Origin of the sequence: Escherichia sp. F1 (assembly GCF_046764225.1) — a bacterium.
Lineage (GTDB): Bacteria > Pseudomonadota > Gammaproteobacteria > Enterobacterales > Enterobacteriaceae > Escherichia > Escherichia coli.
In genome coordinates, this window is record NZ_CP177202.1 from 4542643 (window position 1) to 4567833 (window position 25191).

Annotated in this window: 20 protein-coding genes; 12 read left to right on the plus strand and 8 right to left on the minus strand. The window is 52.8% G+C overall.

What is annotated here, in order from left to right; all coding sequences use genetic code 11:
* Positions 1–34: 34 nt before the first annotated feature.
* The 11 genes from alsA (at position 35) to yjcO (ending at position 14578) form a co-directional block, all read left to right on the plus strand.
* Entirely contained in the window at positions 35–1567 is a 1533-nt protein-coding gene (alsA, locus tag ACK8NJ_RS21830; protein ID WP_025210116.1) for a D-allose ABC transporter ATP-binding protein AlsA, read from the plus strand.
* Positions 1546–2526, plus strand: a complete 981-nt coding sequence (gene alsC, locus ACK8NJ_RS21835) for a D-allose ABC transporter permease (RefSeq protein WP_411961971.1) — start codon at positions 1546–1548, stop codon at positions 2524–2526. The genes alsA and alsC overlap by 22 nt, the downstream gene beginning before the upstream one ends.
* 10 nt (positions 2527–2536) lie before the next feature.
* The gene (gene alsE, locus ACK8NJ_RS21840; protein ID WP_411961972.1) at positions 2537–3232 is read left to right on the plus strand and encodes a D-allulose-6-phosphate 3-epimerase; all 696 of its coding nucleotides are present in this window, start codon (positions 2537–2539) and stop codon (positions 3230–3232) included.
* Positions 3216–4145, plus strand: a complete 930-nt coding sequence (gene alsK / locus ACK8NJ_RS21845; protein ID WP_411961973.1) for an allose kinase — start codon at positions 3216–3218, stop codon at positions 4143–4145. Before alsE ends, alsK begins: the two co-directional genes overlap by 17 nt.
* A 271-nt stretch (positions 4146–4416) precedes the next feature.
* Positions 4417–6402, plus strand: coding sequence for an alkyl sulfatase YjcS (gene yjcS, locus ACK8NJ_RS21850; RefSeq protein WP_219390706.1), 1986 nt, complete (start codon positions 4417–4419; stop codon positions 6400–6402).
* Positions 6403–6610: 208 nt separating this feature from the next.
* Positions 6611–6886, plus strand: a complete 276-nt coding sequence (locus ACK8NJ_RS21855) for a YtcA family lipoprotein (protein WP_411961974.1) — start codon at positions 6611–6613, stop codon at positions 6884–6886.
* Between the two features lie 18 nt (positions 6887–6904).
* Entirely contained in the window at positions 6905–7936 is a 1032-nt protein-coding gene (mdtN, locus tag ACK8NJ_RS21860) for a multidrug efflux transporter periplasmic adaptor subunit MdtN (RefSeq protein WP_137511552.1), read from the plus strand.
* The gene (mdtO, locus tag ACK8NJ_RS21865; RefSeq protein WP_409023607.1) at positions 7936–9987 is read left to right on the plus strand and encodes a multidrug efflux transporter permease subunit MdtO; all 2052 of its coding nucleotides are present in this window, start codon (positions 7936–7938) and stop codon (positions 9985–9987) included. The genes mdtN and mdtO overlap by 1 nt, the downstream gene beginning before the upstream one ends.
* Positions 9984–11450: a multidrug efflux transporter outer membrane subunit MdtP gene (gene mdtP, locus ACK8NJ_RS21870; protein ID WP_411961975.1), complete on the plus strand. Its 1467-nt coding sequence runs from the start codon at positions 9984–9986 to the stop codon at positions 11448–11450. Before mdtO ends, mdtP begins: the two co-directional genes overlap by 4 nt.
* A gap of 197 nt (positions 11451–11647) precedes the next feature.
* The gene (gene fdhF, locus ACK8NJ_RS21875; RefSeq protein WP_001300547.1) at positions 11648–13795 is read left to right on the plus strand and encodes a formate dehydrogenase subunit alpha; all 2148 of its coding nucleotides are present in this window, start codon (positions 11648–11650) and stop codon (positions 13793–13795) included.
* Positions 13796–13888: 93 nt separating this feature from the next.
* Entirely contained in the window at positions 13889–14578 is a 690-nt protein-coding gene (gene yjcO, locus ACK8NJ_RS21880) for a Sel1 family TPR-like repeat protein YjcO (protein ID WP_000719886.1), read from the plus strand.
* 78 nt (positions 14579–14656) lie between these two features.
* Here yjcO and gltP read toward each other — a convergent pair whose 3' ends face one another.
* From gltP to nrfA, 8 genes are all read right to left on the minus strand, one after another.
* Positions 14657–15970 carry a glutamate/aspartate:proton symporter GltP gene (gene gltP / locus ACK8NJ_RS21885; protein ID WP_000789589.1) on the minus strand — a complete coding sequence of 438 codons (1314 nt, stop codon included), beginning with the start codon at positions 15968–15970 and terminating at the stop codon, positions 14657–14659.
* A 341-nt stretch (positions 15971–16311) separates the two neighbouring features.
* Positions 16312–16908, minus strand: coding sequence for a heme lyase NrfEFG subunit NrfG (nrfG, locus tag ACK8NJ_RS21890; protein ID WP_328180348.1), 597 nt, complete (start codon positions 16906–16908; stop codon positions 16312–16314).
* Entirely contained in the window at positions 16905–17288 is a 384-nt protein-coding gene (gene nrfF, locus ACK8NJ_RS21895; protein WP_411961976.1) for a heme lyase NrfEFG subunit NrfF, read from the minus strand. Before nrfF ends, nrfG begins: the two co-directional genes overlap by 4 nt.
* The gene (locus ACK8NJ_RS21900) at positions 17281–18999 is read right to left on the minus strand and encodes a heme lyase CcmF/NrfE family subunit (protein ID WP_411962561.1); all 1719 of its coding nucleotides are present in this window, start codon (positions 18997–18999) and stop codon (positions 17281–17283) included. The genes nrfF and ACK8NJ_RS21900 overlap by 8 nt, the downstream gene beginning before the upstream one ends.
* Before the next feature lie 19 nt (positions 19000–19018).
* Positions 19019–19975, minus strand: coding sequence for a cytochrome c nitrite reductase subunit NrfD (nrfD, locus tag ACK8NJ_RS21905; protein ID WP_025210108.1), 957 nt, complete (start codon positions 19973–19975; stop codon positions 19019–19021).
* Positions 19972–20643, minus strand: coding sequence for a cytochrome c nitrite reductase Fe-S protein (nrfC, locus tag ACK8NJ_RS21910; protein ID WP_000220281.1), 672 nt, complete (start codon positions 20641–20643; stop codon positions 19972–19974). The genes nrfD and nrfC overlap by 4 nt, the downstream gene beginning before the upstream one ends.
* A complete protein-coding gene (nrfB, locus tag ACK8NJ_RS21915) occupies positions 20640–21206 on the minus strand; it encodes a cytochrome c nitrite reductase pentaheme subunit (protein WP_001296647.1) in 567 nt (188 codons plus the stop codon). The genes nrfC and nrfB overlap by 4 nt, the downstream gene beginning before the upstream one ends.
* 44 nt (positions 21207–21250) lie before the next feature.
* Positions 21251–22687: an ammonia-forming nitrite reductase cytochrome c552 subunit gene (nrfA, locus tag ACK8NJ_RS21920; protein WP_000196875.1), complete on the minus strand. Its 1437-nt coding sequence runs from the start codon at positions 22685–22687 to the stop codon at positions 21251–21253.
* Between the two features lie 392 nt (positions 22688–23079).
* Between nrfA and acs the strand changes: the two genes are divergently transcribed.
* Positions 23080–25038, plus strand: coding sequence for an acetate--CoA ligase (gene acs, locus ACK8NJ_RS21925; RefSeq protein WP_000078209.1), 1959 nt, complete (start codon positions 23080–23082; stop codon positions 25036–25038).
* Positions 25039–25191 lie beyond the last annotated feature (153 nt).

A 25191-nucleotide genomic window follows, 5' to 3' on the forward strand; every position in this document is an offset into this window, starting at 1 on the left:
CAATAATACGATATTTCGTGCAGAGAGGTTATTTATGGCCACGCCATATATATCGATGGCGGGGATCGGCAAGTCCTTTGGTCCGGTTCACGCATTAAAGTCGGTTAATTTAACGGTTTATCCTGGTGAAATACATGCATTACTAGGAGAAAATGGCGCGGGTAAATCCACGCTAATGAAAGTTTTATCCGGAATACATGAGCCGACCAAAGGCACCATTACCATTAATAACATTAACTATAACAAGCTGGATCATAAATTAGCGGCACAACTCGGCATCGGGATTATTTATCAAGAACTCAGCGTTATTGATGAATTAACCGTACTGGAAAATTTATATATTGGTCGTCATCTGACGAAAAAAATCTGTGGCGTCAATATTATCGACTGGCGAGAAATGCGTGTCCGCGCCGCCATGATGTTATTACGCGTGGGCTTGAAAGTTGATTTAGATGAGAAAGTGGCGAATTTATCTATCAGCCACAAGCAGATGCTGGAAATTGCCAAAACGCTGATGCTCGATGCCAAAGTCATCATCATGGATGAACCCACCTCCTCACTCACCAATAAAGAGGTGGACTATCTGTTTCTGATCATGAATCAGTTGCGTAAAGAGGGTACGGCCATCGTCTATATCTCGCATAAGTTGGCGGAAATTCGCCGTATTTGCGACCGCTATACGGTGATGAAAGACGGCAGCAGCGTTTGCAGCGGCATGGTAAGCGATGTGTCAAATGACGATATCGTCCGTCTGATGGTAGGCCGCGAACTGCAAAACCGTTTTAACGCGATGAAGGAGAATGTCAGCAACCTTGCGCACGAAACGGTTTTTGAGGTGCGGAACGTCACCAGTCGTGACAGAAAAAAGGTCCGGGATATCTCATTTAGCGTCTGCCGGGGAGAAATATTAGGCTTTGCCGGACTGGTCGGTTCCGGACGTACTGAACTGATGAACTGCCTGTTTGGCGTTGATAAACGCGCTGGCGGAGAAATCCGTCTTAATGGCAAAGATATCTCTCCACGTTCTCCCCTGGATGCCGTGAAAAAAGGGATGGCTTACATCACTGAAAGCCGCCGGGATAACGGCTTTTTCCCCAACTTTTCTATCGCTCAGAACATAGCTATCAGCCGCAGTCTGAAAGACGGCGGCTATAAAGGCGCGATGGGGTTGTTTCATGAAGTTGACGAGCAACGTACCGCTGAAGCCCAGCGCGAACTGCTGGCGCTGAAATGTCATTCGGTAAACCAGAACATCACTGAACTCTCCGGCGGTAACCAGCAGAAAGTCCTGATCTCCAAATGGCTGTGCTGTCACCCGGAAGTGATCATTTTCGATGAACCTACCCGTGGCATCGACGTTGGCGCGAAAGCCGAAATTTACAAAGTGATGCGCCAACTGGCGGACGACGGAAAAGTCATCCTGATGGTGTCATCTGAACTACCTGAAATTATCACCGTCTGCGACCGCATCGCCGTGTTCTGCGAAGGACGACTGACGCAAATCCTGACCAATCGCGATGACATGAGCGAAGAGGAGATTATGGCATGGGCTTTACCACACGAATAAAAAGCGAAGCGAGCGAGAAGAAACCGTTCAACTTTGCGCTGTTCTGGGATAAATACGGCACCTTTTTTATCCTGGCGATCATCGTCGCCATTTTTGGTTCGCTGTCGCCAGAATATTTTCTGACCACCAATAATATTACCCAGATTTTTGTGCAAAGCTCCGTGACGGTACTGATCGGCATGGGGGAATTCTTCGCTATCCTGGTCGCCGGTATCGACCTTTCGGTTGGCGCGATTCTGGCGCTTTCCGGTATGGTGACCGCTAAACTGATGTTGGCAGGTATTGATCCGTTTCTCGCGGCGCTAATTGGCGGTGTACTGGTTGGCGGCGCACTGGGGGCGATCAACGGCTGCCTGGTCAACTGGACGGGGCTACACCCGTTCATTATCACCCTTGGCACCAACGCTATTTTCCGTGGGATCACGCTGGTGATCTCCGATGCCAACTCGGTATACGGCTTCTCATTTGACTTCGTGAACTTCTTTGCCGCCAGCGTAATTGGGATACCTGTCCCCGTTATCTTCTCGCTAATTGTCGCGCTCATCCTTTGGTTTCTGACAACGCGTATGCGGCTCGGCCGCAACATCTACGCACTGGGCGGCAACAAAAACTCGGCGTTCTATTCCGGGATTGACGTGAAATTCCACATCCTGGTGGTGTTTATCATCTCCGGTGTTTGTGCAGGTCTGGCAGGCGTCGTCTCAACTGCACGACTCGGTGCCGCAGAACCGCTTGCCGGTATGGGGTTTGAAACCTATGCCATTGCCAGCGCCATCATTGGCGGCACCAGTTTCTTCGGCGGCAAGGGGCGCATTTTCTCTGTGGTGATTGGCGGGTTGATCATCGGCACCATCAACAACGGTCTGAATATTTTGCAGGTACAAACCTATTACCAACTGGTGGTGATGGGCGGATTAATTATCGCGGCTGTCGCCCTTGACCGTCTTATCAGTAAGTAAGGAATTGAACATGAAAATCTCCCCCTCGTTAATGTGTATGGATCTGCTGAAATTTAAAGAACAGATCGAATTTATCGACAACCATGCCGATTACTTTCATATCGATATCATGGACGGCCACTTTGTGCCGAATCTGACGCTCTCACCGTTCTTCGTAAGCCAGGTAAAAAAACTGGCGAGTAAACCGCTCGACTGCCATCTGATGGTAACGCGTCCGCAGGATTACATAGCTCAACTGGCGCGTGCGGGAGCTGATTTCATCACTTTGCATCCGGAAACTATCAACGGTCAGGCATTCCGCCTGATTGATGAAATCCGCCATCATGGCATGAAAGTGGGGCTGATTCTTAATCCGGAAACGCCGGTTGAGGCCATGAAATACTATATCCATAAGGCTGATAAAATTACGGTCATGACTGTCGATCCCGGTTTTGCCGGACAACCGTTCATACCTGAAATGCTGGATAAACTTGCCGAACTGAAGGCATGGCGTGAACGAGAAGGTCTGGAGTACGAAATTGAGGTGGACGGTTCCTGCAACCAGGCAACTTACGAAAAACTAATGGCGGCAGGGGCGGATGTCTTTATCGTCGGCACTTCCGGCCTGTTTAATCATGCGGAAAATATCGACGAAGCATGGAGAATTATGACCGCGCAGATTCTGGCTGCAAAAAGCGAGGTACAGCCTCATGCAAAAACAGCATAACGTCGTAGCGGGCGTGGATATGGGGGCAACGCATATCCGCTTTTGTCTGCGGACAGCAGAAGGTGAAACGCTACACTGCGAAAAAAAGCGGACCGCAGAAGTTATTGCTCCCGACCTGGTGTCGGGTATCGGCGAAATGATTGACGAGCAACTCAGGCGCTTTAACGCTCGCTGTCATGGTCTGGTAATGGGATTTCCGGCGCTGGTCAGTAAAGATAAACGCACTATTATTTCTACGCCTAACCTGCCGTTAACAGCGGCAGATTTATATGATCTCGCCGATAAGCTCGAAAATACGCTGAATTGTCCGGTTGAGTTTTCCCGCGACGTTAACCTACAACTTTCCTGGGACGTAGTAGAAAACAGCCTTACGCAACAACTGGTTCTGGCAGCCTATCTCGGTACGGGGATGGGGTTCGCAGTGTGGATGAACGGTGCGCCGTGGACGGGTGCACACGGTGTGGCAGGCGAACTGGGTCATATCCCCCTGGGAGATATGACCCAACACTGCGCGTGTGGCAATCCTGGATGCCTGGAAACCAATTGCTCTGGAATGGCGCTAAGACGCTGGTACGAACAACAGCCCCGAAATTACCCATTGAGCGATCTTTTCGTCCATGCGGGAAACGCCCCTTTCGTCCAGAGTCTGCTTGAAAACGCGGCACGGGCCATTGCCACCAGCATTAATCTGTTCGATCCCGATGCGGTGATTCTGGGCGGTGGCGTGATGGATATGCCCGCCTTCCCACGCGAGACTCTCATTGCCATGACCCAAAAGTACCTGCGCCGTCCACTGGCGTATCAGGTCGTGCGCTTTATTGCCGCCTCATCTTCTGACTTTAATGGCGCTCAGGGTGCAGCAATATTGGCGCATCAACGTTTTTTGCCACAGTCCTGTGCTAAAGTCCCATGAGTAAAGCGTTGGCACAGTAGCGCAATGTCCCGCTGTGCCAACGACAGGTACAATATATATAATAATTACATAAAACAGCCCATATTATTCCCAGCAATTATAATTCTACTGTACTTTTCCCTCTCAGCACAAATGCCTAATAAAATGGCGCGTTCAGCTCACACTTCTACTTATTAAAGTCGCAATTTCCCAATTATGATAACGCCAGCTTTAAATGACGTATTTTGCATGGATTACATATTTACGACACAAATGATAAATGGAGATTTATATGAATAACTCTCGGTTATTCCGTTTGAGCAGGATTGTTATTGCGTTAACTGCCGCCAGCGGCATGATGGTAAATACCGCTTACGCAACAGATGAAGCGAAAGCCGCCACTCAATATACCCAACAGATTAATCAGAATTACGCCAAATCATTACCGTTTAGCGATCGTCAGGATTTTGACGATGCCCAGCGTGGATTTATAGCCCCGCTGCTGGATGAAGGTATTCTGCGTGATGCGAACGGTAAAGTTTACTACCGCGCAGACGATTACAAATTTGATATTAATGCCGCTGCGCCGGAAACCGTAAACCCCAGCCTGTGGCGTCAGTCGCAAATCAACGGTATTTCTGGCCTGTTCAAAGTCACCGATAAAATGTATCAGGTGCGCGGCCAGGATATCTCTAACATTACATTCGTTGAGGGCGAGAAAGGCATTATTGTTATCGACCCACTGGTGACGCCACCTGCCGCAAAAGCCGCACTTGACCTTTACTTCCAGCATCGCCCGCAAAAACCGATTGTTGCTGTGATTTACACCCACAGCCACGCCGACCATTATGGCGGTGTGAAAGGCATTATCTCTGAAGCGGATGTTAAATCCGGCAAAGTGCAGGTGATCGCTCCGGCAGGCTTTATGGACGAAGCCATCAGCGAAAACGTGCTGGCGGGTAACATCATGAGCCGCCGTGCGCTCTACTCTTACGGTCTGTTACTGCCGCACAACGCGCAAGGCAACGTGGGCAACGGCCTGGGCGTGACGCTGGCAACCGGCGACCCGAGCATTATTGCACCGACTAAAACTATCGTCAGAACTGGCGAGAAGATGATTATCGACGGCCTGGAATTTGACTTCCTGATGACCCCAGGTAGCGAAGCACCAGCCGAAATGCACTTCTATATTCCGGCCCTGAAAGCCCTGTGTACCGCCGAGAACGCCACGCATACCCTGCACAACTTCTACACTCTGCGCGGCGCGAAAACCCGCGACACCAGCAAGTGGACCGAGTACCTGAACGAAACGCTGGATATGTGGGGTAACGACGCGGAAGTACTGTTTATGCCGCACACCTGGCCGGTCTGGGGCAATAAGCATATCAATGATTATATTGGTAAATATCGCGATACTATCAAGTACATTCACGACCAGACCCTGCACCTGGCGAACCAGGGCTACACCATGAATGAAATCGGCGACATGATTAAGCTGCCGCCTGCGCTTGCCAATAACTGGGCCAGCCGCGGCTATTACGGTTCTGTCAGCCACAACGCCCGCGCGGTGTATAACTTCTATCTTGGCTATTACGACGGTAACCCGGCTAACCTGCATCCATATGGTCAGGTGGAGATGGGTAAACGTTACGTGCAAGCTCTGGGCGGTTCTGCCCGCGTCATCAACCTGGCGAAAGAAGCGAACAAGCAAGGTGATTATCGCTGGTCGGCAGAACTGCTGAAACAGGTGATTGCCGCCAACCCTGGTGACCAGGTCGCGAAGAATCTGCAAGCGAATAACTTTGAACAGCTGGGCTATCAGGCCGAGTCCGCCACCTGGCGCGGTTTCTACCTGACCGGCGCGAAAGAGCTGCGCGAAGGGGTGCATAAATTCAGCCACGGCACCACCGGTTCCCCGGACACCATTCGCGGAATGTCGGTCGAAATGCTGTTCGACTTTATGTCCGTTCGCCTCGATAGCGCGAAAGCCGCGGGTAAAAATATCAGCCTGAACTTCAATATGAGCAACGGCGATAACCTCAACCTGACGCTGAACGATAGCGTGCTTAACTACCGTAAAACGCTGCAACCGCAAGCCGACGCCTCTTTCTACATCAGCCGTGAAGATCTGCATGCCGTGCTGACCGGACAAGCCAAAATGGCGGATCTGGTAAAAGCGAAGAAAGCCAAAATTATTGGCAATGGCGCGAAACTGGAAGAAATTATTGCCTGTCTGGATAATTTCGATTTGTGGGTGAATATCGTAACCCCAAATTAATGCCACTCACTTTTGGGGGCGCTTAAGCCCCCAAAAGCATTTATTTTAAAAATAAATACAACAAATTAATACATAAAATATATAAGTTATGAATGCGGTGGCTGAATAAAGCTATTTTTATTCATCGAGAAAATAGCCATACTGACGCCTTCAATGGATATTGATATTCACTACAGATATTGTTCGCAGCAGACAGGATGTATTTAATATGCCAACAGTTCTCTCTCGCATGGCGATGCAACTCAAAAAAACAGGCTGGATAATTCCCGTCTTCATGGTTTCGGGATGCTCATTATCTCCGGCAATCCCGGTGATCGGCGCTTATTATCCCAGCTGGTTTTTCTGCGCCATTGCCAGCCTTATTTTGACGCTCATCACGAGGCGAATTATTCAGAGGGCAAATATCAATCTGGCATTTGTCGGAATTATTTATACCGCCCTTTTTGCTCTCTACGCCATGCTGTGCTGGCTGGCATTTTTCTAATCTATTTGAGACGCGCTCATGGAAAGTACGCCGAAAAAAGCTCCTCGCAGTAAATTCCCTGCTCTGTTAGTGGTTGCGTTGGCGCTGGTTGCCCTTGTTTTCGTTATCTGGCGCGTAGACAGTGCGCCATCAACTAATGACGCCTACGCGTCAGCAGATACCATTGATGTGGTGCCGGAAGTCAGCGGTCGCATTGTAGAACTGGCGGTCACCGACAACCAGGCGGTGAAACAGGGCGATTTGCTGTTCCGCATCGACCCGCGCCCGTACGAAGCCAATCTGGCGAAAGCCGAAGCCTCCCTCGCGGCGCTGGATAAGCAAATTATGCTCACCCAGCGTAGCGTTGACGCACAACAGTTTGGTGCCGACTCGGTTAATGCCACGGTAGAAAAAGCCCGTGCTGCTGCAAAACAGGCCAGCGATACATTACGCCGCACCGAGCCATTACTGAAAGAAGGTTTTGTCTCAGCGGAAGACGTTGACCGTGCAAGAACGGCGCAGCGCGCCGCAGAAGCCGATCTTAACGCCGTTTTATTACAGGCGCAGTCAGCCGACAGCGCCGTCAGCGGCGTGGATGCATTAGTTGCCCAGCGTGCGGCAGTGGAAGCGGATATTGCGTTGACCAAACTGCATCTGGAAATGGCGACCGTTCGCGCGCCGTTTGATGGCCGGGTCATTTCCCTCAAAACCTCCGTCGGGCAATTTGCTTCTGCCATGCGCCCAATTTTTACCCTAATCGACACTCGTCACTGGTACGTGATCGCCAACTTCCGCGAAACCGATCTGAAAAATATTCGCTCAGGTACACCCGCAACGATTCGCCTGATGAGCGACAGCGGCAAAACCTTCGAGGGTAAAGTGGATTCGATTGGCTACGGCGTGCTACCGGATGACGGCGGTCTGGTGCTGGGCGGCCTGCCGAAAGTGTCTCGTTCTATTAACTGGGTCCGCGTTGCCCAGCGTTTTCCGGTCAAAATCATGGTTGATAAACCTGACCCGGAAATGTTCCGCATCGGCGCTTCTGCAGTCGCTAATCTTGAGCCGCAATAATGAGCGCGCTCAACTCCCTGCCATTACCGGTGGTCAGGCTGCTGGCGTTCTTTCATGAAGAGTTAAGCGAGCGGCGACCAGGCCGTGTGCCGCAGACTATGCAACTCTGGGTAGGCTGCCTGCTGGTGATTCTGATCTCGATGACTTTTGAGATCCCTTTTGTGGCGTTATCACTGGCAGTGCTGTTTTACGGTATTCAGTCGAACGCGTTTTACACCAAATTTGTGGCGATCTTGTTTGTGGTCGCCACGATGCTGGAAATCGCCAGCCTGTTTTTGATCTACAAATGGTCATATGGCGAACCGTTGATCCGATTGATCATTGCCGGACCGATCCTGATGGGCTGTATGTTTTTGATGCGCACCCATCGGCTGGGGCTGGTCTTTTTCGCCGTCGCCATTGTCGCTATTTACGGGCAAACCTTCCCCGCCATGCTCGACTATCCGGAAGTGGTCGTGCGCTTAACCCTGTGGTGTATCGTTGTTGGCCTCTATCCAACCTTGCTGATGACGTTAATCGGCGTGCTGTGGTTTCCCAGCCGCGCCATTACGCAAATGCATCAAGCGCTTAATGATCGGCTTGATGATGCCATTAGTCACCTGACGGACAGCCTCGCACCGCTACCCGAAACGCGGATTGAAAGAGAGGCGCTGGCGCTGCAAAAACTCAATGTCTTTTGCCTCGCGGACGATGCCAACTGGCGAACTCAGAGCGCATGGTGGCAAAGCTGCGTGGCAACGGTAACCTACATTTACTCGACGCTGAATCGCTACGATCCCACCTCTTTTGCTGATTCTCAGGCAATTATTGAATTTCGGCAAAAATTAGCCACAGAAATCAACAAACTGCAGCATGCCATTGCCGAAGGTCAGTGCTGGCAAAGCGACTGGCGGATCAGTGAAAGTGAAGCGATGGCGGCACGGGAATGTAACCTGGAGAATATCTGCCAGACGTTATTGCAACTGGGTCAGATGGACCCGAATACGCCGCCAACGCCCGCCACCAAACCGCCATCAATGGTCGCCGACGCTTTTACCAATCCAGACTATATGCGCTACGCGGTAAAAACGCTGCTCGCCTGTTTGATCTGTTACACCTTCTACAGCGGCGTGGACTGGGAAGGCATTCACACCTGTATGCTGACCTGCGTGATCGTCGCTAACCCGAATGTTGGTTCGTCGTATCAGAAAATGGCGCTGCGTTTTGGCGGTGCCTTCTGCGGTGCAATTCTGGCGCTGTTATTCACGTTACTGGTCATGCCCTGGCTGGACAATATTTTCGAATTGCTATTTGTGCTGGCACCGATTTTCCTGTTGGGCGCATGGATTGCCACCAGCTCTGAACGCTCTTCTTATATCGGCACACAGATGGTGGTCACCTTCGCGCTCGCCACGCTCGAAAACGTTTTTGGCCCGGTGTACGACCTGGTGGAAATTCGCGATCGCGCCCTGGGTATCATCATTGGTACCGTGGTGTCCGCGGTGATTTACACCTTTGTCTGGCCTGAAAGTGAAGCGCGCACACTGCCGCAAAAACTGGCTGGCGCGCTGGGTATGTTGAGTAAAGTAATGCGGATCCCACGCCAGCAGGAAGTCACAGCTCTGCGCACTTATTTGCAAATTCGTATAGGTCTGCATGCGGCGTTTAATGCCTGTGAAGAGATGTGCCAACGCGTGGCGCTGGAGCGTCAACTGGACAGCGAAGAACGCGCTTTACTGATTGAACGTTCGCAAACGGTTATTCGTCAGGGCCGCGATATTCTTCACGCCTGGGATGCAACCTGGAACTCGGCGCAGGCGCTGGATAACGCACTACAGCCGGACAGAGCAGGTCAGTTTGCCGACGCACTGGAGAAATACGCCGCCGGTCTGGCAACCGCACTCAGCCGTTCTCCTCAAATAACGCTTGAAGAAACACCCGCCTCGCAGGCCATCCTGCCCACCTTATTAAAACAGGAGCAACACGTCTGCCAGCTTTTCGCCCGCTTGCCAGACTGGACAGCCCCGGCATTAACGCCCGCCACGGAACAGGCACAAGGAGCCACGCAATGATCAATCGTCAACTTTCACGTCTGCTGTTGTGCAGCATTCTCGGCAGCACGACGCTGATTTCCGGCTGTGCCCTGGTACGCAAGGATTCTGCGCCTCATCAACAGCTCAAACCTGAACAAATCAAACTGGCCGATGATATTCATCTTGCCAGCTCCGGCTGGCCGCAGGCGCAGTGGTGGAAACAACTCAATGACCCGCAGTTGGATGCCCTGATCCAACGGACGCTAAGTGGTTCACACACCCTCGCCGAAGCGAAACTGCGGGAAGAAAAAGCGCAGTCCCAGGCCGATTTGTTAGATGCTGGTTCACAGTTGCAGGTGGCAGCGTTAGGGATGCTCAACCGCCAACGTGTCTCGGCGAACGGCTTTTTAAGCCCTTATGCGATGGATGCGCCCGCACTGGGGATGGACGGGCCGTACTATACGGAAGCCACAGTCGGTTTGTTTGCCGGATTGGATCTCGATTTGTGGGGTGTGCATCGCTCAGCGGTTGCCGCTGCCATTGGCGCGCATAATGCCGCGCTGGCAGAAACCGCAGCAGTAGAGCTATCGCTGACCACGGGCGTAGCGCAGCTTTATTACAGTATGCAGGCCAGCTATCAGATGCTCGATCTGTTAGAACAAACTCGCGATGTGATTGATTACGCGGTAAAAGCGCACCAGAGTAAAGTGGCGCACGGTCTGGAAGCGCAAGTGCCTTTCCACGGCGCGCGGGCACAGATTCTGGCGGTCGATAAACAAATTGCTGCCGTTAAAGGGCAAATCTCCGAAACGCGAGAATCTCTGCGCGCATTGATTGGCGCGGGAGCCAGCGATATGCCGGAGATCAAACCGGTGGCATTACCACGAGTCCAGACCGGCATTCCGGCGACACTCTCTTATGAGTTGCTCGCCAGACGCCCGGATCTGCAAGCTATGCGCTGGTATGTTCAGGCGTCATTAGATCAGGTGGATTCCGCACGGGCGCTGTTCTATCCGAGCTTTGATATCAAAGCGTTTTTCGGCCTGGATTCTATCCACCTGGATACCTTATTCAAAAAAACCAGTCGCCAGTTTAACTTTATCCCGGGTCTGAAATTGCCGCTGTTTGACGGTGGACGGTTGAATGCCAATCTCGAAGGCACTCGCGCCGCCAGCAACATGATGATTGAACGTTACAACCAGTCAGTGCTGAATGCGGTGCGCGACGTTGCCGTCAACGGCACGCGTCTGCAAACGCTCAACGACGAGCGAGAGATGCAGGCTGAACGCGTGGAAGCAACGCGCTTCACCCAGCGCGCTGCCGAGGCCGCCTATCAACGCGGCTTAACCAGCCGCTTACAGGCCACCGAAGCCCGGTTGCCAGTGCTTGCCGAGGAGATGTCATTACTGATGCTGGACAGCCGCCGGGTGATCCAAAGCATTCAGTTGATGAAATCGCTGGGCGGCGGGTATCAGGCAAGTCCCGTCGTCGAGAAAAAATAAAATGTCTGCCGCGTGATGGCTGTCACGCGGTATTTCGTTTCGTCACGTCAAAACTGACGACAGCCTGTTTTTCGTCAGAGTTTTGAATAAATAGTGCCCGTAATATCAGGGAATGACCCCAAATAAAATGTGGCATAAAAGATGCATACTGTAGTCGAGAGCGCGTATGCGTGATTTGATTAACTGGAGCGAGACCGATGAAAAAAGTCGTCACGGTTTGCCCCTATTGCGCATCAGGTTGCAAAATCAACCTGGTCGTCGATAACGGCAAAATCGTCCGGGCGGAGGCAGCGCAGGGGAAAACCAACCAGGGTACCCTGTGTCTGAAGGGTTATTATGGCTGGGACTTCATTAACGATACCCAGATCCTGACCCCGCGCCTGAAAACCCCCATGATCCGTCGCCAGCGTGGCGGCAAACTCGAACCTGTTTCCTGGGATGAGGCACTGAATTACGTTGCCGAGCGCCTGAGCGCCATCAAAGAGAAGTACGGTCCGGATGCCATCCAGACGACCGGCTCCTCGCGTGGTACGGGTAACGAAACCAACTATGTAATGCAAAAATTTGCGCGCGCCGTTATTGGTACCAATAACGTTGACTGCTGCGCTCGTGTCTGACACGGCCCATCGGTTGCAGGTCTGCACCAATCGGTCGGTAATGGCGCAATGAGCAATGCTATTAACGAAATTGATAATACCGATTTAGTGTTCGTTTTCGGGTACAACCCGGCGGATTCCCACCCAATCGTGGCGAACCACGTAATTAACGCTAAACGTAACGGGGCGAAAATTATCGTCTGCGATCCGCGCAAAATTGAAACCGCGCGCATTGCTGACATGCACATTGCACTGAAAAACGGCTCGAACATCGCGCTGTTGAATGCGATGGGTCATGTCATTATTGAAGAAAATTTGTACGACAAAGCGTTCGTCGCTTCCCGTACAGAAGGCTTTGAAGAGTATCGTAAAATCGTTGAAGGCTACACGCCGGAGTCGGTTGAAGATATCACCGGCGTCAGCGCCAGTGAGATTCGTCAGGCGGCACGGATGTATGCCCAGGCGAAAAGCGCCGCCATCCTGTGGGGCATGGGTGTAACCCAGTTCTACCAGGGCGTGGAAACCGTGCGTTCTCTGACCAGCCTCGCGATGCTGACCGGTAACCTCGGTAAGCCACATGCGGGTGTTAACCCGGTTCGTGGTCAGAACAACGTACAGGGTGCCTGCGATATGGGCGCGCTGCCGGATACGTATCCGGGATACCAGTACGTGAAAGATCCGGCTAACCGCGAGAAATTCGCCAAAGCCTGGGGCGTGGAAAGCCTGCCTGCTCATACCGGTTATCGCATCAGCGAGCTGCCGCACCGCGCAGCGCATGGTGAAGTGCGTGCCGCGTACATTATGGGCGAAGATCCGCTGCAAACTGACGCGGAGCTGTCGGCAGTACGTAAAGCCTTTGAAGATCTGGAACTGGTTATCGTTCAGGACATCTTTATGACCAAAACCGCGTCGGCGGCGGATGTTATTTTACCGTCAACGTCGTGGGGCGAGCATGAAGGCGTGTTTACTGCGGCTGACCGTGGCTTCCAGCGTTTCTTCAAAGCAGTTGAACCGAAATGGGATCTGAAAACGGACTGGCAAATCATCAGTGAAATCGCCACCCGCATGGGTTATCCGATGCACTACAACAACACCCAGGAGATCTGGGATGAGTTGCGTCATCTGTGCCCGGATTTCTACGGTGCGACTTACGAGAAAATGGGCGAACTGGGCTTCATTCAGTGGCCTTGCCGCGATACTTCAGATGCCGATCAGGGGACTTCTTATCTGTTTAAAGAGAAGTTTGATACCCCGAACGGTCTGGCGCAGTTCTTCACCTGCGACTGGGTAGCGCCAATCGACAAACTCACCGACGAGTACCCGATGGTACTGTCAACGGTGCGTGAAGTTGGTCACTACTCTTGCCGTTCGATGACCGGTAACTGTGCGGCACTGGCGGCGCTGGCTGATGAACCTGGCTACGCACAAATCAATACCGAAGACGCCAAACGTCTGGGTATTGAAGATGAGGCATTGGTTTGGGTGCACTCGCGTAAAGGCAAAATTATCACCCGTGCGCAGGTCAGCGATCGTCCGAACAAAGGGGCGATTTACATGACCTACCAGTGGTGGATTGGTGCCTGTAACGAGCTGGTTACCGAAAACTTAAGCCCGATTACGAAAACGCCGGAATACAAATACTGCGCCGTGCGCGTCGAGCCGATCGCCGATCAACGCGCCGCCGAGCAGTACGTGATTGACGAGTACAACAAGTTGAAAACTCGCCTGCGCGAAGCGGCACTGGCGTAATACAGTCCTTTCTACAGCCTCCTTTCGGAGGCTGTTTTTTTATCCATTCGAACTCTTTATACTGGTTACTCCCTACCCAATCGTATTATCAAAATGAAAAAAATTATCGCATTGATGTTGTTTTTAACATTCTTTGCCCACGCTAACGACTCCGAGCCTGGCAGCCAGTATTTAAAGGCAGCAGAGGCCGGGGACCGACGCGCACAATATTTTCTTGCCGACAGCTGGTTTAGCTCCGGCGATTTGAGCAAAGCCGAATATTGGGCACAGAAAGCCGCCGACAGCGGTGATGCTGATGCCTGCGCGCTGTTGGCGCAGATCAAAATCACCAATCCGGTCAGTCTGGACTATCCACAAGCAAAAGTTCTTGCAGAGAAAGCGGCGCAAGCGGGGAGTAAAGAAGGTGAAGTAACGCTGGCGCATATTCTGGTAAATACGCAAGCGGGTAAACCGGATTATCCAAAGGCGATTTCGCTGTTAGAAAACGCTTCGGAAGATCTGGAGAACGACTCTGCCGTCGATGCCCAAATGCTGCTTGGTTTGATTTACGCCAACGGCGTGGGCATTAAGGCCGACGATGACAAGGCAACCTGGTATTTCAAACGCAGCTCTGCGATTTCCCGAACCGGTTATTCCGAGTACTGGGCGGGAATGATGTTCTTAAACGGTGAAGAAGGTTTTATCGAGAAGAACAAACAAAAGGCGCTGCACTGGCTGAACCTGAGCTGTATGGAAGGGTTTGATACCGGGTGTGAAGAGTTTGAAAAATTAACTAACGGTTAAGGTAGGCCTGATAAGACGCGTTAAGCGTCGCATCAGGCATCCACACATTGCCGGGTGGATATCCCCGGCAATCTTCAATTATTGATCCGCAGTTTTATCAAATTTGCCCAGCACTTCGCGCTCATAAGCCAGCGCTTTCTTACGGTCAAATTTGTGTTCCCACTTGGCAATCACCAGCACCGCCAGCGCATTACCCACCACGTTCAGCGCAGTACGCGCCATGTCGAGGATACGGTCAACACCGGCAATAAACGCCAGACCTTCCAGCGGGATCCCTACGCTGCCCAGCGTTGCCAGCAACACCACAAACGACACGCCCGGCACGCCAGCAATCCCTTTCGAGGTCACCATCAGCGTCAGCACCAGAATGATTTCCTGCCAGATGGACAGGTCAATGCCATACAACTGCGCGATGAAAATAGCGGCAATACTTTGATACAGCGTCGAACCATCAAGGTTAAAAGAGTAACCGGTCGGCACCACGAAACTGGTGATCGACGCCGGTGCTCCGTAGGCTTCCATCTTCTCAATAATTCGCGGCAGCACGCTTTCAGAACTGGCAGTGGAGTACGCCAGAATCAGCTCATCTTTCAGAATACGAATCAGGATCCAGACGCTTAACCCGCACAGGCGCGCCACAATTCCCAGTACGACCAGCGCGAAGAACAGAATGGCGAAATGCACCAGCAGCACCAGTTTCGCCAGTGGCCACAGAGAAGAGAAACCAAAGTTAGCCACCGTCACCGCAATCAGCGCAAACACACCCACCGGCGCATAACGCATCACCATGTGAGTCACTTTAAACATGGTTTCAGAGATGGAGCGGAACACGGTCACCAGCGGTTCACGATGCGTCGCGGGCAGGGAGGAAAGCCCCAGACCAAACAGCACCGAGAAGAAGATGATCGGCAGCATTTCGCCTTTCGCCATCGACGCCACAATGTTCGTCGGCACCAGCGACAAAATCGTGCCCATAATGCCGTGGGAACTGCTTTGTACCGCTTCCGTAGTGCTCTGATATTTCGAGATATCGACGGTCGCCAGCTGCGACATATCCACCCCGGCACCGGGCTGGAAGACGTTCGCCAGAGTGATCCCCAAAATGATGGCGACGGTGGTGATCACCTCGAAGTAAATAATGGTTTTCGCGCCAATACGCCCGAGCTGTTTGGCATCACCAACACCCGCGATACCCACCACCAGCGTGGAGATCACAATCGGCACAACAATCATTTTGATCAGATGGATGAAGATATCACCCGCCGGAGAGAGCAAATTGACGACCAGCCAGTCGCGGCTGTCGCTATGGTAGTGCAGGTAGCTTCCCAGGAGAATGCCCAGCACCATAGCAAACAGAATCTGCCAGGCCAGGCTGAATTTTATATTTTTCATCAGAATAACTTCCTCAATGGAGCGCCGTTCCCCGTTCAGAAACGTGAGAACGTGACATACTGCCAGGGCATGAATTGTGTTGCGTTGGTTTGTAGATTTTTTTAACGCTTATGATCAGTATCATTTGCGCGGTATGTTGCGCAACCCTTTAACAACAGAGCTTTTCGCTGCATTAATGCATAATAACGCGAGTTTATGGCAGGATTAATGAATAACCATTTGTTATGGAAAGATTTTTATTTGTTTAATCTGCAATAATACTGATTAGTGATTATTTTGGGCATATGTTCATTCGATTATTTTTTATGCAGCTCAATAGCATAATCTTCATCACCAGATGATTAATCTGATCTCCGCTGCAACAGTTTCGCCATATTAATCGACTCGACCAGCTGTGTCCGGTTGATCCGGGGTGAGTTGAGATCCATCACTTTTTGCCATAGTTCGATGGCTTGCGCGTAATTCGCCTGCATAAACGCATCGGAAGCCAGCAGCATCAGAGCGGTGATTTCGTTAGAGTCCAGCGCGAGGGCTTTGTCGATCATTGTGCGAGTCTGGGCGGTCATATGCTGGCTGGCCTGGTAATAAAGCACCGTCGCCAGCGCCGCATACAGTTCAGCGTTCTCACCACGTAGTTGCAACGCCTGACGGTACGCCAGCAGCGAATTGCTGTAATCGTTTTGCCACAGATAATACTCGCCCAGTAACGCCCATTGTTCGCTGTTTTGTGGATTAGCGCGGATTTTATCCTGCAATGCCTGAAGCTGCGCTTCCGGGGTTTGCTGGCTGGCAAACTGATGTAGCGGATCGCGCTGACGCTGATACTCCGCACGCACCGCCTGCCATTTTGGACTTAGCAGATAACTGCCGACACAGAGAAATACCATCAAAATCGTGAGTGTTGTCAGCATTTTCACCGGTATTTGAGGCTGTTTCATCGCTTCGCCCTTACCCGCCAGAGGATCAGTATCATCAGCAGTAACAACACCACTGGCAGCGCCCACAACACCAGCGTCTGACCGGTTAACGGTGGGTTATAGCGAACAAAATCTCCGTAGCGTTCGGTCATCCAGCCAATGATTTCGACTTCACTTTTCCCCTCTTCCACCATGGTGTAAACCTGATGGCGCATACTAACTGCCACCGGCGCATTGGATTCCAGTAAGTTCTGATTCTGGCACTGCGGACAACGTAACTGGCTGGCAATATTTAACGCCTGTTCCTGTTGTTGCGGATTAGCGAATTGCCAGGTGTCTACAACCTGAGCGCGCGCAAAACAGGTAAATAACAGCAGTAGCGTGAGAAGTCCTTTATTCATCGCGCTTCCTACCCCGCCATCCGCTTAACAATGCACCCGCAATCATCAACAATCCTCCCCCCCAGATCCAGCGCACACCGCTTTGTACATACAAACGAAAAGCGTAACGATCCGGCCCAGTTTTCTCCCCCATGACCGCATACCAGTCATGGATGCCGTTCCAGCGAATTGACGGTTCCATCATTTGCTGACGGCGTGCTTCGTAAAAACGCCGCTCCGGCGTCAGTTCACCAATACGTTGCTGATGGTCAAACAGTGCCACTATCGCTTTTTCGCTGGTGTAATTGCCTCTGGCTTGCAGATCGAGGCGCTCAAAACGGAAGGTGTATCCTGCCAGCGTCACCTGCTGACCCGGCTGTAAATTCAGGCTGATCTCCTGACGGCTGACGCTGGAGACCACGATCCCCGCGGCAAATAACAGCACGCCCGCATGCGCCAGCAGCGCCGGAAGCTGCACGCGTTTGCCAGAGACAAACGTCGCCAGCACAATCACCACCAGCATCAACAGACCAAACGGTAACGTCGCGCGGTTAAAATACGGCGCGCCAACGGAGAGGCGTCCCCAGCCCAGCAGGCCGTAAATCATCGGATAAAGCGTTCCCACCAGCACGATCAGTAGCACTGCGCAAAACAGCAACAGCGTAGCGAGGATTAACATCTCCCGCGATAACCCCGAAAAACGCACCGCCGGGCCACCGTCCCGCGCTCGCCAGCCATACAGAGCCAGAGACGCAAGGCTAATCAGTGCAAACAGGCTGAACAACGGCACGGCGCGAACGTTATCCAGCGCGAACGCATGGACCGAAACCAGAATACCAGAACGGACAATCAACGTGCCCAACAGCGACAACATCAGAGTAACTATTGCCAGCAGCAGCGACCAGTGACGGAAAATCCCCCGCTGGCGTGTCAGGGACAAACTGTGCAGCAGTGCAGTGGCAGAAAGCCAGGGTAATAAAGAGGCGTTTTCCACCGGGTCCCAGAACCACCAGCCGCCCCAGCCCAGTTCGCAATAGGCCCACCAGGAACCGAGGATGATCCCCGCCGTTAATGCCCCCCAGCCTGGTAGTGCCCAGCGCCAGCAAATTCGGGCGCAGGCACCATCAAACTCGCTGTGCAGTAAACTCGCCAGCGCCACGCTCGCCGCCACCATCAAACCGCCATACCCGAGATAAAGCAGCGGCGGATGGAAGATAAGACCGGGATGTTGCAGCATCGGATTGAGATCGCGGCCTTCGATTGCTGGTGGAAATATCCGCACGAAGGGATCGGACCACAGCACTACAAACAGTAGTAGTGCGGCGAGCATGAGAGATAAAACGGCTAGCGTCAGCGGAAATAGCGGATCGGTTTGCTGCCGATAATGCCAGGCAAACAGCGCGCTCCAGGCGGAAAGCAGCAGCACCCAAAGCAGCAGCGAACCTTCATGACCGCCCCACACCGCCGCCAGTTTGAGTTCCCACGACAGCAGGCTGTAGCTATGTTGGGCGACATAAATGACCGAGAAATCGCTGATGAGAAAACAATACGTCAGTACGCCAAAGGCGAGCAGCAGGAGCGCGAACTGCGCCAGAATGCCGATGCAAGTGAGTCGCATCATGGCAGGCCAGCGCAACCGCACTCCCGCAAAGGCCGTCAACGGGGTCAACACGTTGACCCCGAGACTTAACAACAACGCCAGAAAACCGACTTCAGGAAGGAATACGTCCAGAAACCACCTCTGTTCTGGCTTACGCCACCGTTAACTGCCCGGCGTAGAGAATGAAAAAACGCAGCATCAACACGCCGACCAGGCTGGCCCCACACGCCGCCAGCACAGCAGGAATGCCGGAACTGCGATTGACCCACGGTTTGAGCAACATTGGCACAATCAGCCCCAGCCCGGCGACACCAAGCCAGAACCACCACGTCCAGAAACCGCCGCCCAATGCCGCCACCAGCGCACGCACTTTACCGTCATCGCCCAAGGCCAGTCCGACAAAAAACGCCACCAGCAGGAAGATTTCGCCCCATACCACAGGGATCTCCATACGGTGTACAAAGTGCGCTTCCGTGGAATGCGGGTTACTGCGTTGGCGTATCGCCATGGCGATCAGCGCCACCGCCGCACCGGACGAGATGCCGGAGAAGAGGAACAACACCGGCAGGATCGGGTTATTGAGGAACGGATACGATTTCAGCGCCGATAGAAGAAAGCCGGTATAAGCCCCCAGCATTACCGCCAGCACCAGCATCAATGTTTCCAGTCCGCGATGAACGGGCGTCAGCAGGCTCAGAACCTTTTGTATGATCCCCAGCTTCGGCAACCAGCGTTGTTGCAGGGCAAGCAAATCATGTTCAAAGATTTTCGCCAGCCATAGCACCAGCACCACCATGTAGAGCTGAAACAGCATCACCCCCATCGACATCACCGAGGTAAAACTGTAGTGGAACATCAGCTTCCAGAAGGTCCACGGTCTTGTCAGGTGGAAGACGAGGATCAACAGACCGAGGATCACCGCGCCCGGCCCGACAATCAGCGTGGTGCGCAGCAACGTGCTGTCTGCACCGCCCGCCTGCGGGTAGACGCGACGTAACATCACGGCCAGCGTCACCAGACCAGCAGAAATACCAATCAAAAACAGGTAGATGGCAATCGGCCAGTCCCACACCAGCGATTCAAAATGAAATGCGGAAGTCTGCGTCATTGGCTCACCTCCCCGTATTTAAACGGTACGCGGTACAGCTTCGGTTTGGTTCCCAGCGCCAGCTTGTAGCGGTAAGTGGGCTTCTGGCGCAGCAGTTGCGAAATCTCACTGTTGGGATCGTCCAGATTGCCAAACGTCAGCGCCTTCGTCGGGCAAGCCTCAACGCACGCGGGCAGCTTACCGGCCTGCAAATTGGTCTTACGGCAGAAATCGCATTTGTCCGCTGTCTTCGTGACCGGATGGATAAAGCGCACGCGGTACGGACAGGCGGCGATGCAGTACTGACAACCGACGCAGAGATCCGGATTAACATCGACAATCCCGCTAGCGGCATCACGAAAAGACGCACCGGTCGGGCAGACGTCAACGCACGGCGCATGATCGCAGTGCTGGCAAGACTTACGGAAGAAGCGATATTTCACATCAGGAAATTCGCCCTGCGGCTCGCTACGAATAATCGTCAGGCGCGAGACGCCTTCCGGCACCTTGTTCACTTCCCGACAAGCATCCATACAGGCGGTACAGCCGATACATAACGACTCGTCATGCACCATGCCGTAACGCACCCCATTGATATTCAACGTTTTCGCCACCACGCGTCCTGCGGTGCCGCTGACGGCTGCCAGCACGCCGACGCCGGTGAGAAACTGGCGACGTGACCAGGTCATGGCTGCTCCTTAAGCAACGGAACAGACGCCGGGTTAAAGTTCGGATTGGTACGCTGATCGCTGTGGCAATCGACGCAAATCTTAATCCGTCCTTTGTCACTTAACGTCTGCATCGTATCTTGCTGTGGATGCAGGGAATGGCAGCTGGCGCACGCCACTTTGGTTACGTGGACATCGTGTGGCCAGAACGCTTTTTGCAACTGTTCCGGCAAATGGCAGGACATACAGACGCTGTTCTGCTCTCCAACCTTGTACATCGGCTCGTTAAAGCGCATCACATCTTTCACCCCTTCGCGGTGTTGCGGTGATGGCTGGCCGTGACAGTTGGTGCAGGTGACCGGCAGTTTGTTATTCGGGTTGATAACGGAAGCATGTTTGCCATGCATACCTTCGGTATCTGGCTTATGACAGTCCAGACAGGCGGCATCCGGGTTACGCTGCTGGGTAACTTCGTAGCGATCACCAGATGCCTGCGCCGCAGGGGTAGCGGTAATTCCGTTCAGGCTCCACAACAGGCCCGACGCCAGCACCCCGGCAGTTAATAACGAACGTAATACGCTCATATTCACTCCATTGTGTTTTCCGCCCCTTGCGAGGCGGAACGGGGTTATTGGCTTAACAGACCGTTTTTACGTGCCTGCTCTTCCCACTGCGGGATCACCGTTTTGATGAAGTCCTGCTTCTCGGCCTTGATTTGTTCCATGTTCAGGCCAATGGCCTGCTGGGCTTTCTCTTTGGTCGAGATATCCGGGATCTGGATTTCATGTGTGATGCCTTTGGTCGCCAGCAGTCGCGCCAGTTTAGTGCGCGCATCCGCCGCTTTATCCATCGCCGTACCGAGCATCCTCAGACCTTCTTCCGGTGCGTGCATATGAATGCCGTGGGAAGCGATCGCCAGATCCCAACGCCACTGGGCATGACGGATATCGTCCTGAATCGGCTTCATTTCGGCTTCCGTCGCGCCTGCATCCAGCGCCGCTTTCGCTTCGAAGTGAGCGTGAACCAGTTGATCTTCAACCTTGATTTTCAGGTCGTTAATCGACTGCTTACGTTCCGCGACCACTTTTTGCAAGGCAGCTTTGTCCTGGGTATGGCAGTTCGCACAAGTCTGGGCGAAGTTATCAAACGGATTACCAATTTTATGGTCGGTGTAGAGTTTGCCTTCGGCGTTCTGCACTTTTGGCATATGGCAGTCGATACAGGTCACGTTGTTTTTACCGTGAATGCCCGCTGTCCAGGTTTCATATTCCGGGTGCTGCGCTTTCAGCATTGGCGTTTTCGACAGGGAGTTAGTCCAGTCAGAGAAGGCAATTTTGTCATAATACTGCTCCATATTTTCGACTTTCATGCCGTCATCCCACGGGAATTTAACCGCTTTGTTTTTGCCGTCGAAGTAATACTCCACATGGCACTGACCGCAAACCATCGATTGCTGGTCGAAACGTCCGGCTTTCTCAAAAGGTTTACCAATGGCTTCCATCGCGCGAGCCGCATACGGACGGGAAAGGGTTAACTCCGGTTTGCCTTTGGCGAACTCTGGTGAGGCGGTGTTATGGCAATCGGCACAACCTAAGTTGTTGACGATTTCCGGGCCGCCGCGCGCCCATTTTCCGTGGAAGTAGCCATCTTCGCCGTCTTTCTGGATCAGACGCGCCACATCCGGGCTTTTACAACTCCAGCATGCCATCGGTAGCGGACCATCTTCAGCGTTTTTCGGCGCACCGGTACGCAGGGTTTCACGCACATCGGTCACAGCAAAGGCATGTCCACGCGGCTTGTTGTAATCGCGCGAGAAGGGATACCCCGCCCACAGGATCACCAGCCGTGGATCTTCCGCCAGGGCGTCAACACGCTCTGACTGTTCCGAGGTGGCTTTCCAGGAGAGATATTGATCGGGATGTTGCGGGGCAAAGGTTTCATTCTTCGCTTCAACAGTTACAGGTTTTGCGGGAGCTGCCGTTTGTTCAGCGTGAACAGAAGTGAAAAAGAAAAAAGGAATCAATAAGCTGAAGATACGGCGTGCGTTTATTTTTATCCTTGTCATAGGGGCTTCATCCGAATTGCGCCATTGTTGCAATGGCGGTTTTTATTGTTTTTCACGACAGTAACCGCACCTACACTGTCATGACATTGCTCACCCCTATGTGTAACAAATAACCACACTGTGAATGTTGTCTTTAATCAATTGTAAGTGCATGTAAAATACCACTTTAGAGTTAGTCAGTATCTTCCTCTTTTTCAACAGCATGCATAACTGCATGTTCCTCAAAGAATTAATCAACTTTTGTTGCTGACCTTCAAAAATTACCCTGCCGTTTATTTGCACAATTCTACTTTTGCGTGATCTGTCGCCCAAATACTAAACAAAACTGCCAATACCCCTACATTTAACGCTTATGCCACATATTATTAACATCCTACAAGGAGAACAAAAGCATGAGTCAAATTCACAAACACACCATTCCTGCCAACATCGCAGACCGTTGCCTGATAAACCCTCAGCAGTACGAGGCGATGTATCAACAATCTATTAACGCACCAGATACCTTCTGGGGCGAACAGGGAAAAATTCTCGACTGGATCAAACCTTACCAGAAGGTGAAAAACACCTCCTTTGCCCCCGGTAATGTGTCCATTAAATGGTACGAGGACGGCACGCTGAATCTGGCGGCAAACTGCCTTGACCGCCATCTGCAAGAAAACGGCGATCGTACCGCCATCATCTGGGAAGGCGACGACGCCAGCCAGAGCAAACATATCAGCTATAAAGAGCTGCACCGCGACGTCTGCCGCTTCGCCAATACCCTGCTCGAGCTGGGCATTAAAAAAGGTGACGTGGTGGCGATTTATATGCCGATGGTACCGGAAGCTGCGGTCGCGATGCTGGCCTGCGCTCGCATTGGCGCGGTGCATTCGGTAATTTTCGGCGGCTTCTCGCCGGAAGCCGTTGCCGGACGCATTATCGATTCTAACTCACGGTTGGTAATCACGTCCGACGAAGGCGTGCGTGCCGGGCGTAGTATTCCGCTGAAGAAAAACGTTGATGACGCGCTGAAAAACCCGAATGTCACCAGCGTAGAGCATGTGGTGGTACTGAAGCGTACTGGCGGAAAAATCGACTGGCAGGAAGGGCGCGACCTCTGGTGGCACGACCTGGTTGAGCAAGCCAGCGATCAGCACCAGGCGGAAGAGATGAACGCCGAAGATCCGCTGTTTATTCTCTACACCTCCGGTTCTACCGGGAAGCCGAAAGGCGTGCTGCACACTACCGGCGGTTATCTGGTGTACGCGGCGCTGACCTTTAAATATGTCTTTGATTATCATCCGGGTGATATCTACTGGTGCACCGCCGATGTGGGCTGGGTTACCGGACACAGTTATTTGCTGTACGGCCCGCTGGCCTGCGGCGCGACCACGCTGATGTTTGAAGGCGTACCGAACTGGCCGACGCCTGCCCGTATGGCGCAGGTGGTGGACAAGCATCAGGTCAATATTCTCTATACCGCGCCCACGGCGATTCGCGCGCTGATGGCGGAAGGCGATAAAGCGATTGAAGGCACCGACCGTTCGTCACTGCGCATTCTCGGTTCCGTGGGCGAGCCAATTAACCCGGAAGCGTGGGAGTGGTACTGGAAAAAAATCGGCAATGAGAAATGCCCGGTGGTCGACACCTGGTGGCAGACCGAAACTGGCGGTTTCATGATCACGCCGCTGCCTGGCGCTACCGAGCTAAAAGCCGGTTCGGCAACACGTCCGTTCTTCGGCGTGCAACCGGCGCTGGTCGATAACGAAGGTAACCCGCTGGAAGGCGCTACCGAAGGCAGTCTGGTGATCACCGACTCCTGGCCGGGTCAGGCGCGTACGCTGTTTGGCGATCACGAACGTTTTGAACAGACCTACTTCTCCACCTTCAAAAATATGTATTTCAGCGGCGACGGCGCGCGTCGTGATGAAGATGGCTATTACTGGATCACCGGGCGTGTGGACGACGTGCTGAACGTCTCCGGTCACCGTCTGGGAACGGCAGAGATTGAGTCGGCGCTGGTGGCGCATCCGAAAATTGCCGAAGCCGCCGTAGTAGGTATTCCGCACAATATTAAAGGTCAGGCGATCTACGCCTACGTCACGCTTAATCATGGGGAGGAACCGTCACCAGAACTGTACGCAGAAGTCCGCAACTGGGTGCGTAAAGAGATTGGCCCGCTGGCGACGCCAGACGTGCTGCACTGGACCGACTCCCTGCCTAAAACCCGCTCCGGCAAAATTATGCGCCGTATTCTGCGCAAAATTGCGGCGGGCGATACCAGCAACCTGGGCGATACCTCGACGCTTGCCGATCCTGGCGTAGTCGAGAAGCTGCTTGAAGAGAAGCAGGCTATCGCGATGCCATCGTAACCCACAATTGCCGGATGCGGCGTATAACGCCTTATCCGGTCTACACGCCCCTTTCTTTATAGTGGGAAAGGGCAAATATAAAAATTCCCCTAAGTATTTCGCGTTGCAGGAAGGAAGCAAGCGAGCATCTCCCCAGGAGCATAGAAAACTATG

Bases quoted from the DNA above. Each gene is read 5' to 3' on its own strand.
- alsA (WP_025210116.1), top strand. From the start codon at position 35: ATGGCCACGCCATATATATCGATGGCGGGGATCGGCAAGTCCTTTGGT.
- alsC (WP_411961971.1), top strand. From the start codon at position 1,546: ATGGGCTTTACCACACGAATAAAAAGCGAAGCGAGCGAGAAGAAACCG.
- alsE (WP_411961972.1), top strand. From the start codon at position 2,537: ATGAAAATCTCCCCCTCGTTAATGTGTATGGATCTGCTGAAATTTAAA.
- alsK (WP_411961973.1), top strand. From the start codon at position 3,216: ATGCAAAAACAGCATAACGTCGTAGCGGGCGTGGATATGGGGGCAACG.
- yjcS (WP_219390706.1), top strand. From the start codon at position 4,417: ATGAATAACTCTCGGTTATTCCGTTTGAGCAGGATTGTTATTGCGTTA.
- ACK8NJ_RS21855 (WP_411961974.1), top strand. From the start codon at position 6,611: ATGCCAACAGTTCTCTCTCGCATGGCGATGCAACTCAAAAAAACAGGC.
- mdtN (WP_137511552.1), top strand. From the start codon at position 6,905: ATGGAAAGTACGCCGAAAAAAGCTCCTCGCAGTAAATTCCCTGCTCTG.
- mdtO (WP_409023607.1), top strand. From the start codon at position 7,936: ATGAGCGCGCTCAACTCCCTGCCATTACCGGTGGTCAGGCTGCTGGCG.
- mdtP (WP_411961975.1), top strand. From the start codon at position 9,984: ATGATCAATCGTCAACTTTCACGTCTGCTGTTGTGCAGCATTCTCGGC.
- yjcO (WP_000719886.1), top strand. From the start codon at position 13,889: ATGAAAAAAATTATCGCATTGATGTTGTTTTTAACATTCTTTGCCCAC.
- gltP (WP_000789589.1), bottom strand. From the start codon at position 15,970: ATGAAAAATATAAAATTCAGCCTGGCCTGGCAGATTCTGTTTGCTATG.
- nrfG (WP_328180348.1), bottom strand. From the start codon at position 16,908: ATGAAACAGCCTCAAATACCGGTGAAAATGCTGACAACACTCACGATT.
- nrfF (WP_411961976.1), bottom strand. From the start codon at position 17,288: ATGAATAAAGGACTTCTCACGCTACTGCTGTTATTTACCTGTTTTGCG.
- nrfD (WP_025210108.1), bottom strand. From the start codon at position 19,975: ATGACGCAGACTTCCGCATTTCATTTTGAATCGCTGGTGTGGGACTGG.
- nrfC (WP_000220281.1), bottom strand. From the start codon at position 20,643: ATGACCTGGTCACGTCGCCAGTTTCTCACCGGCGTCGGCGTGCTGGCA.
- nrfB (WP_001296647.1), bottom strand. From the start codon at position 21,206: ATGAGCGTATTACGTTCGTTATTAACTGCCGGGGTGCTGGCGTCGGGC.
- nrfA (WP_000196875.1), bottom strand. From the start codon at position 22,687: ATGACAAGGATAAAAATAAACGCACGCCGTATCTTCAGCTTATTGATT.
- acs (WP_000078209.1), top strand. From the start codon at position 23,080: ATGAGTCAAATTCACAAACACACCATTCCTGCCAACATCGCAGACCGT.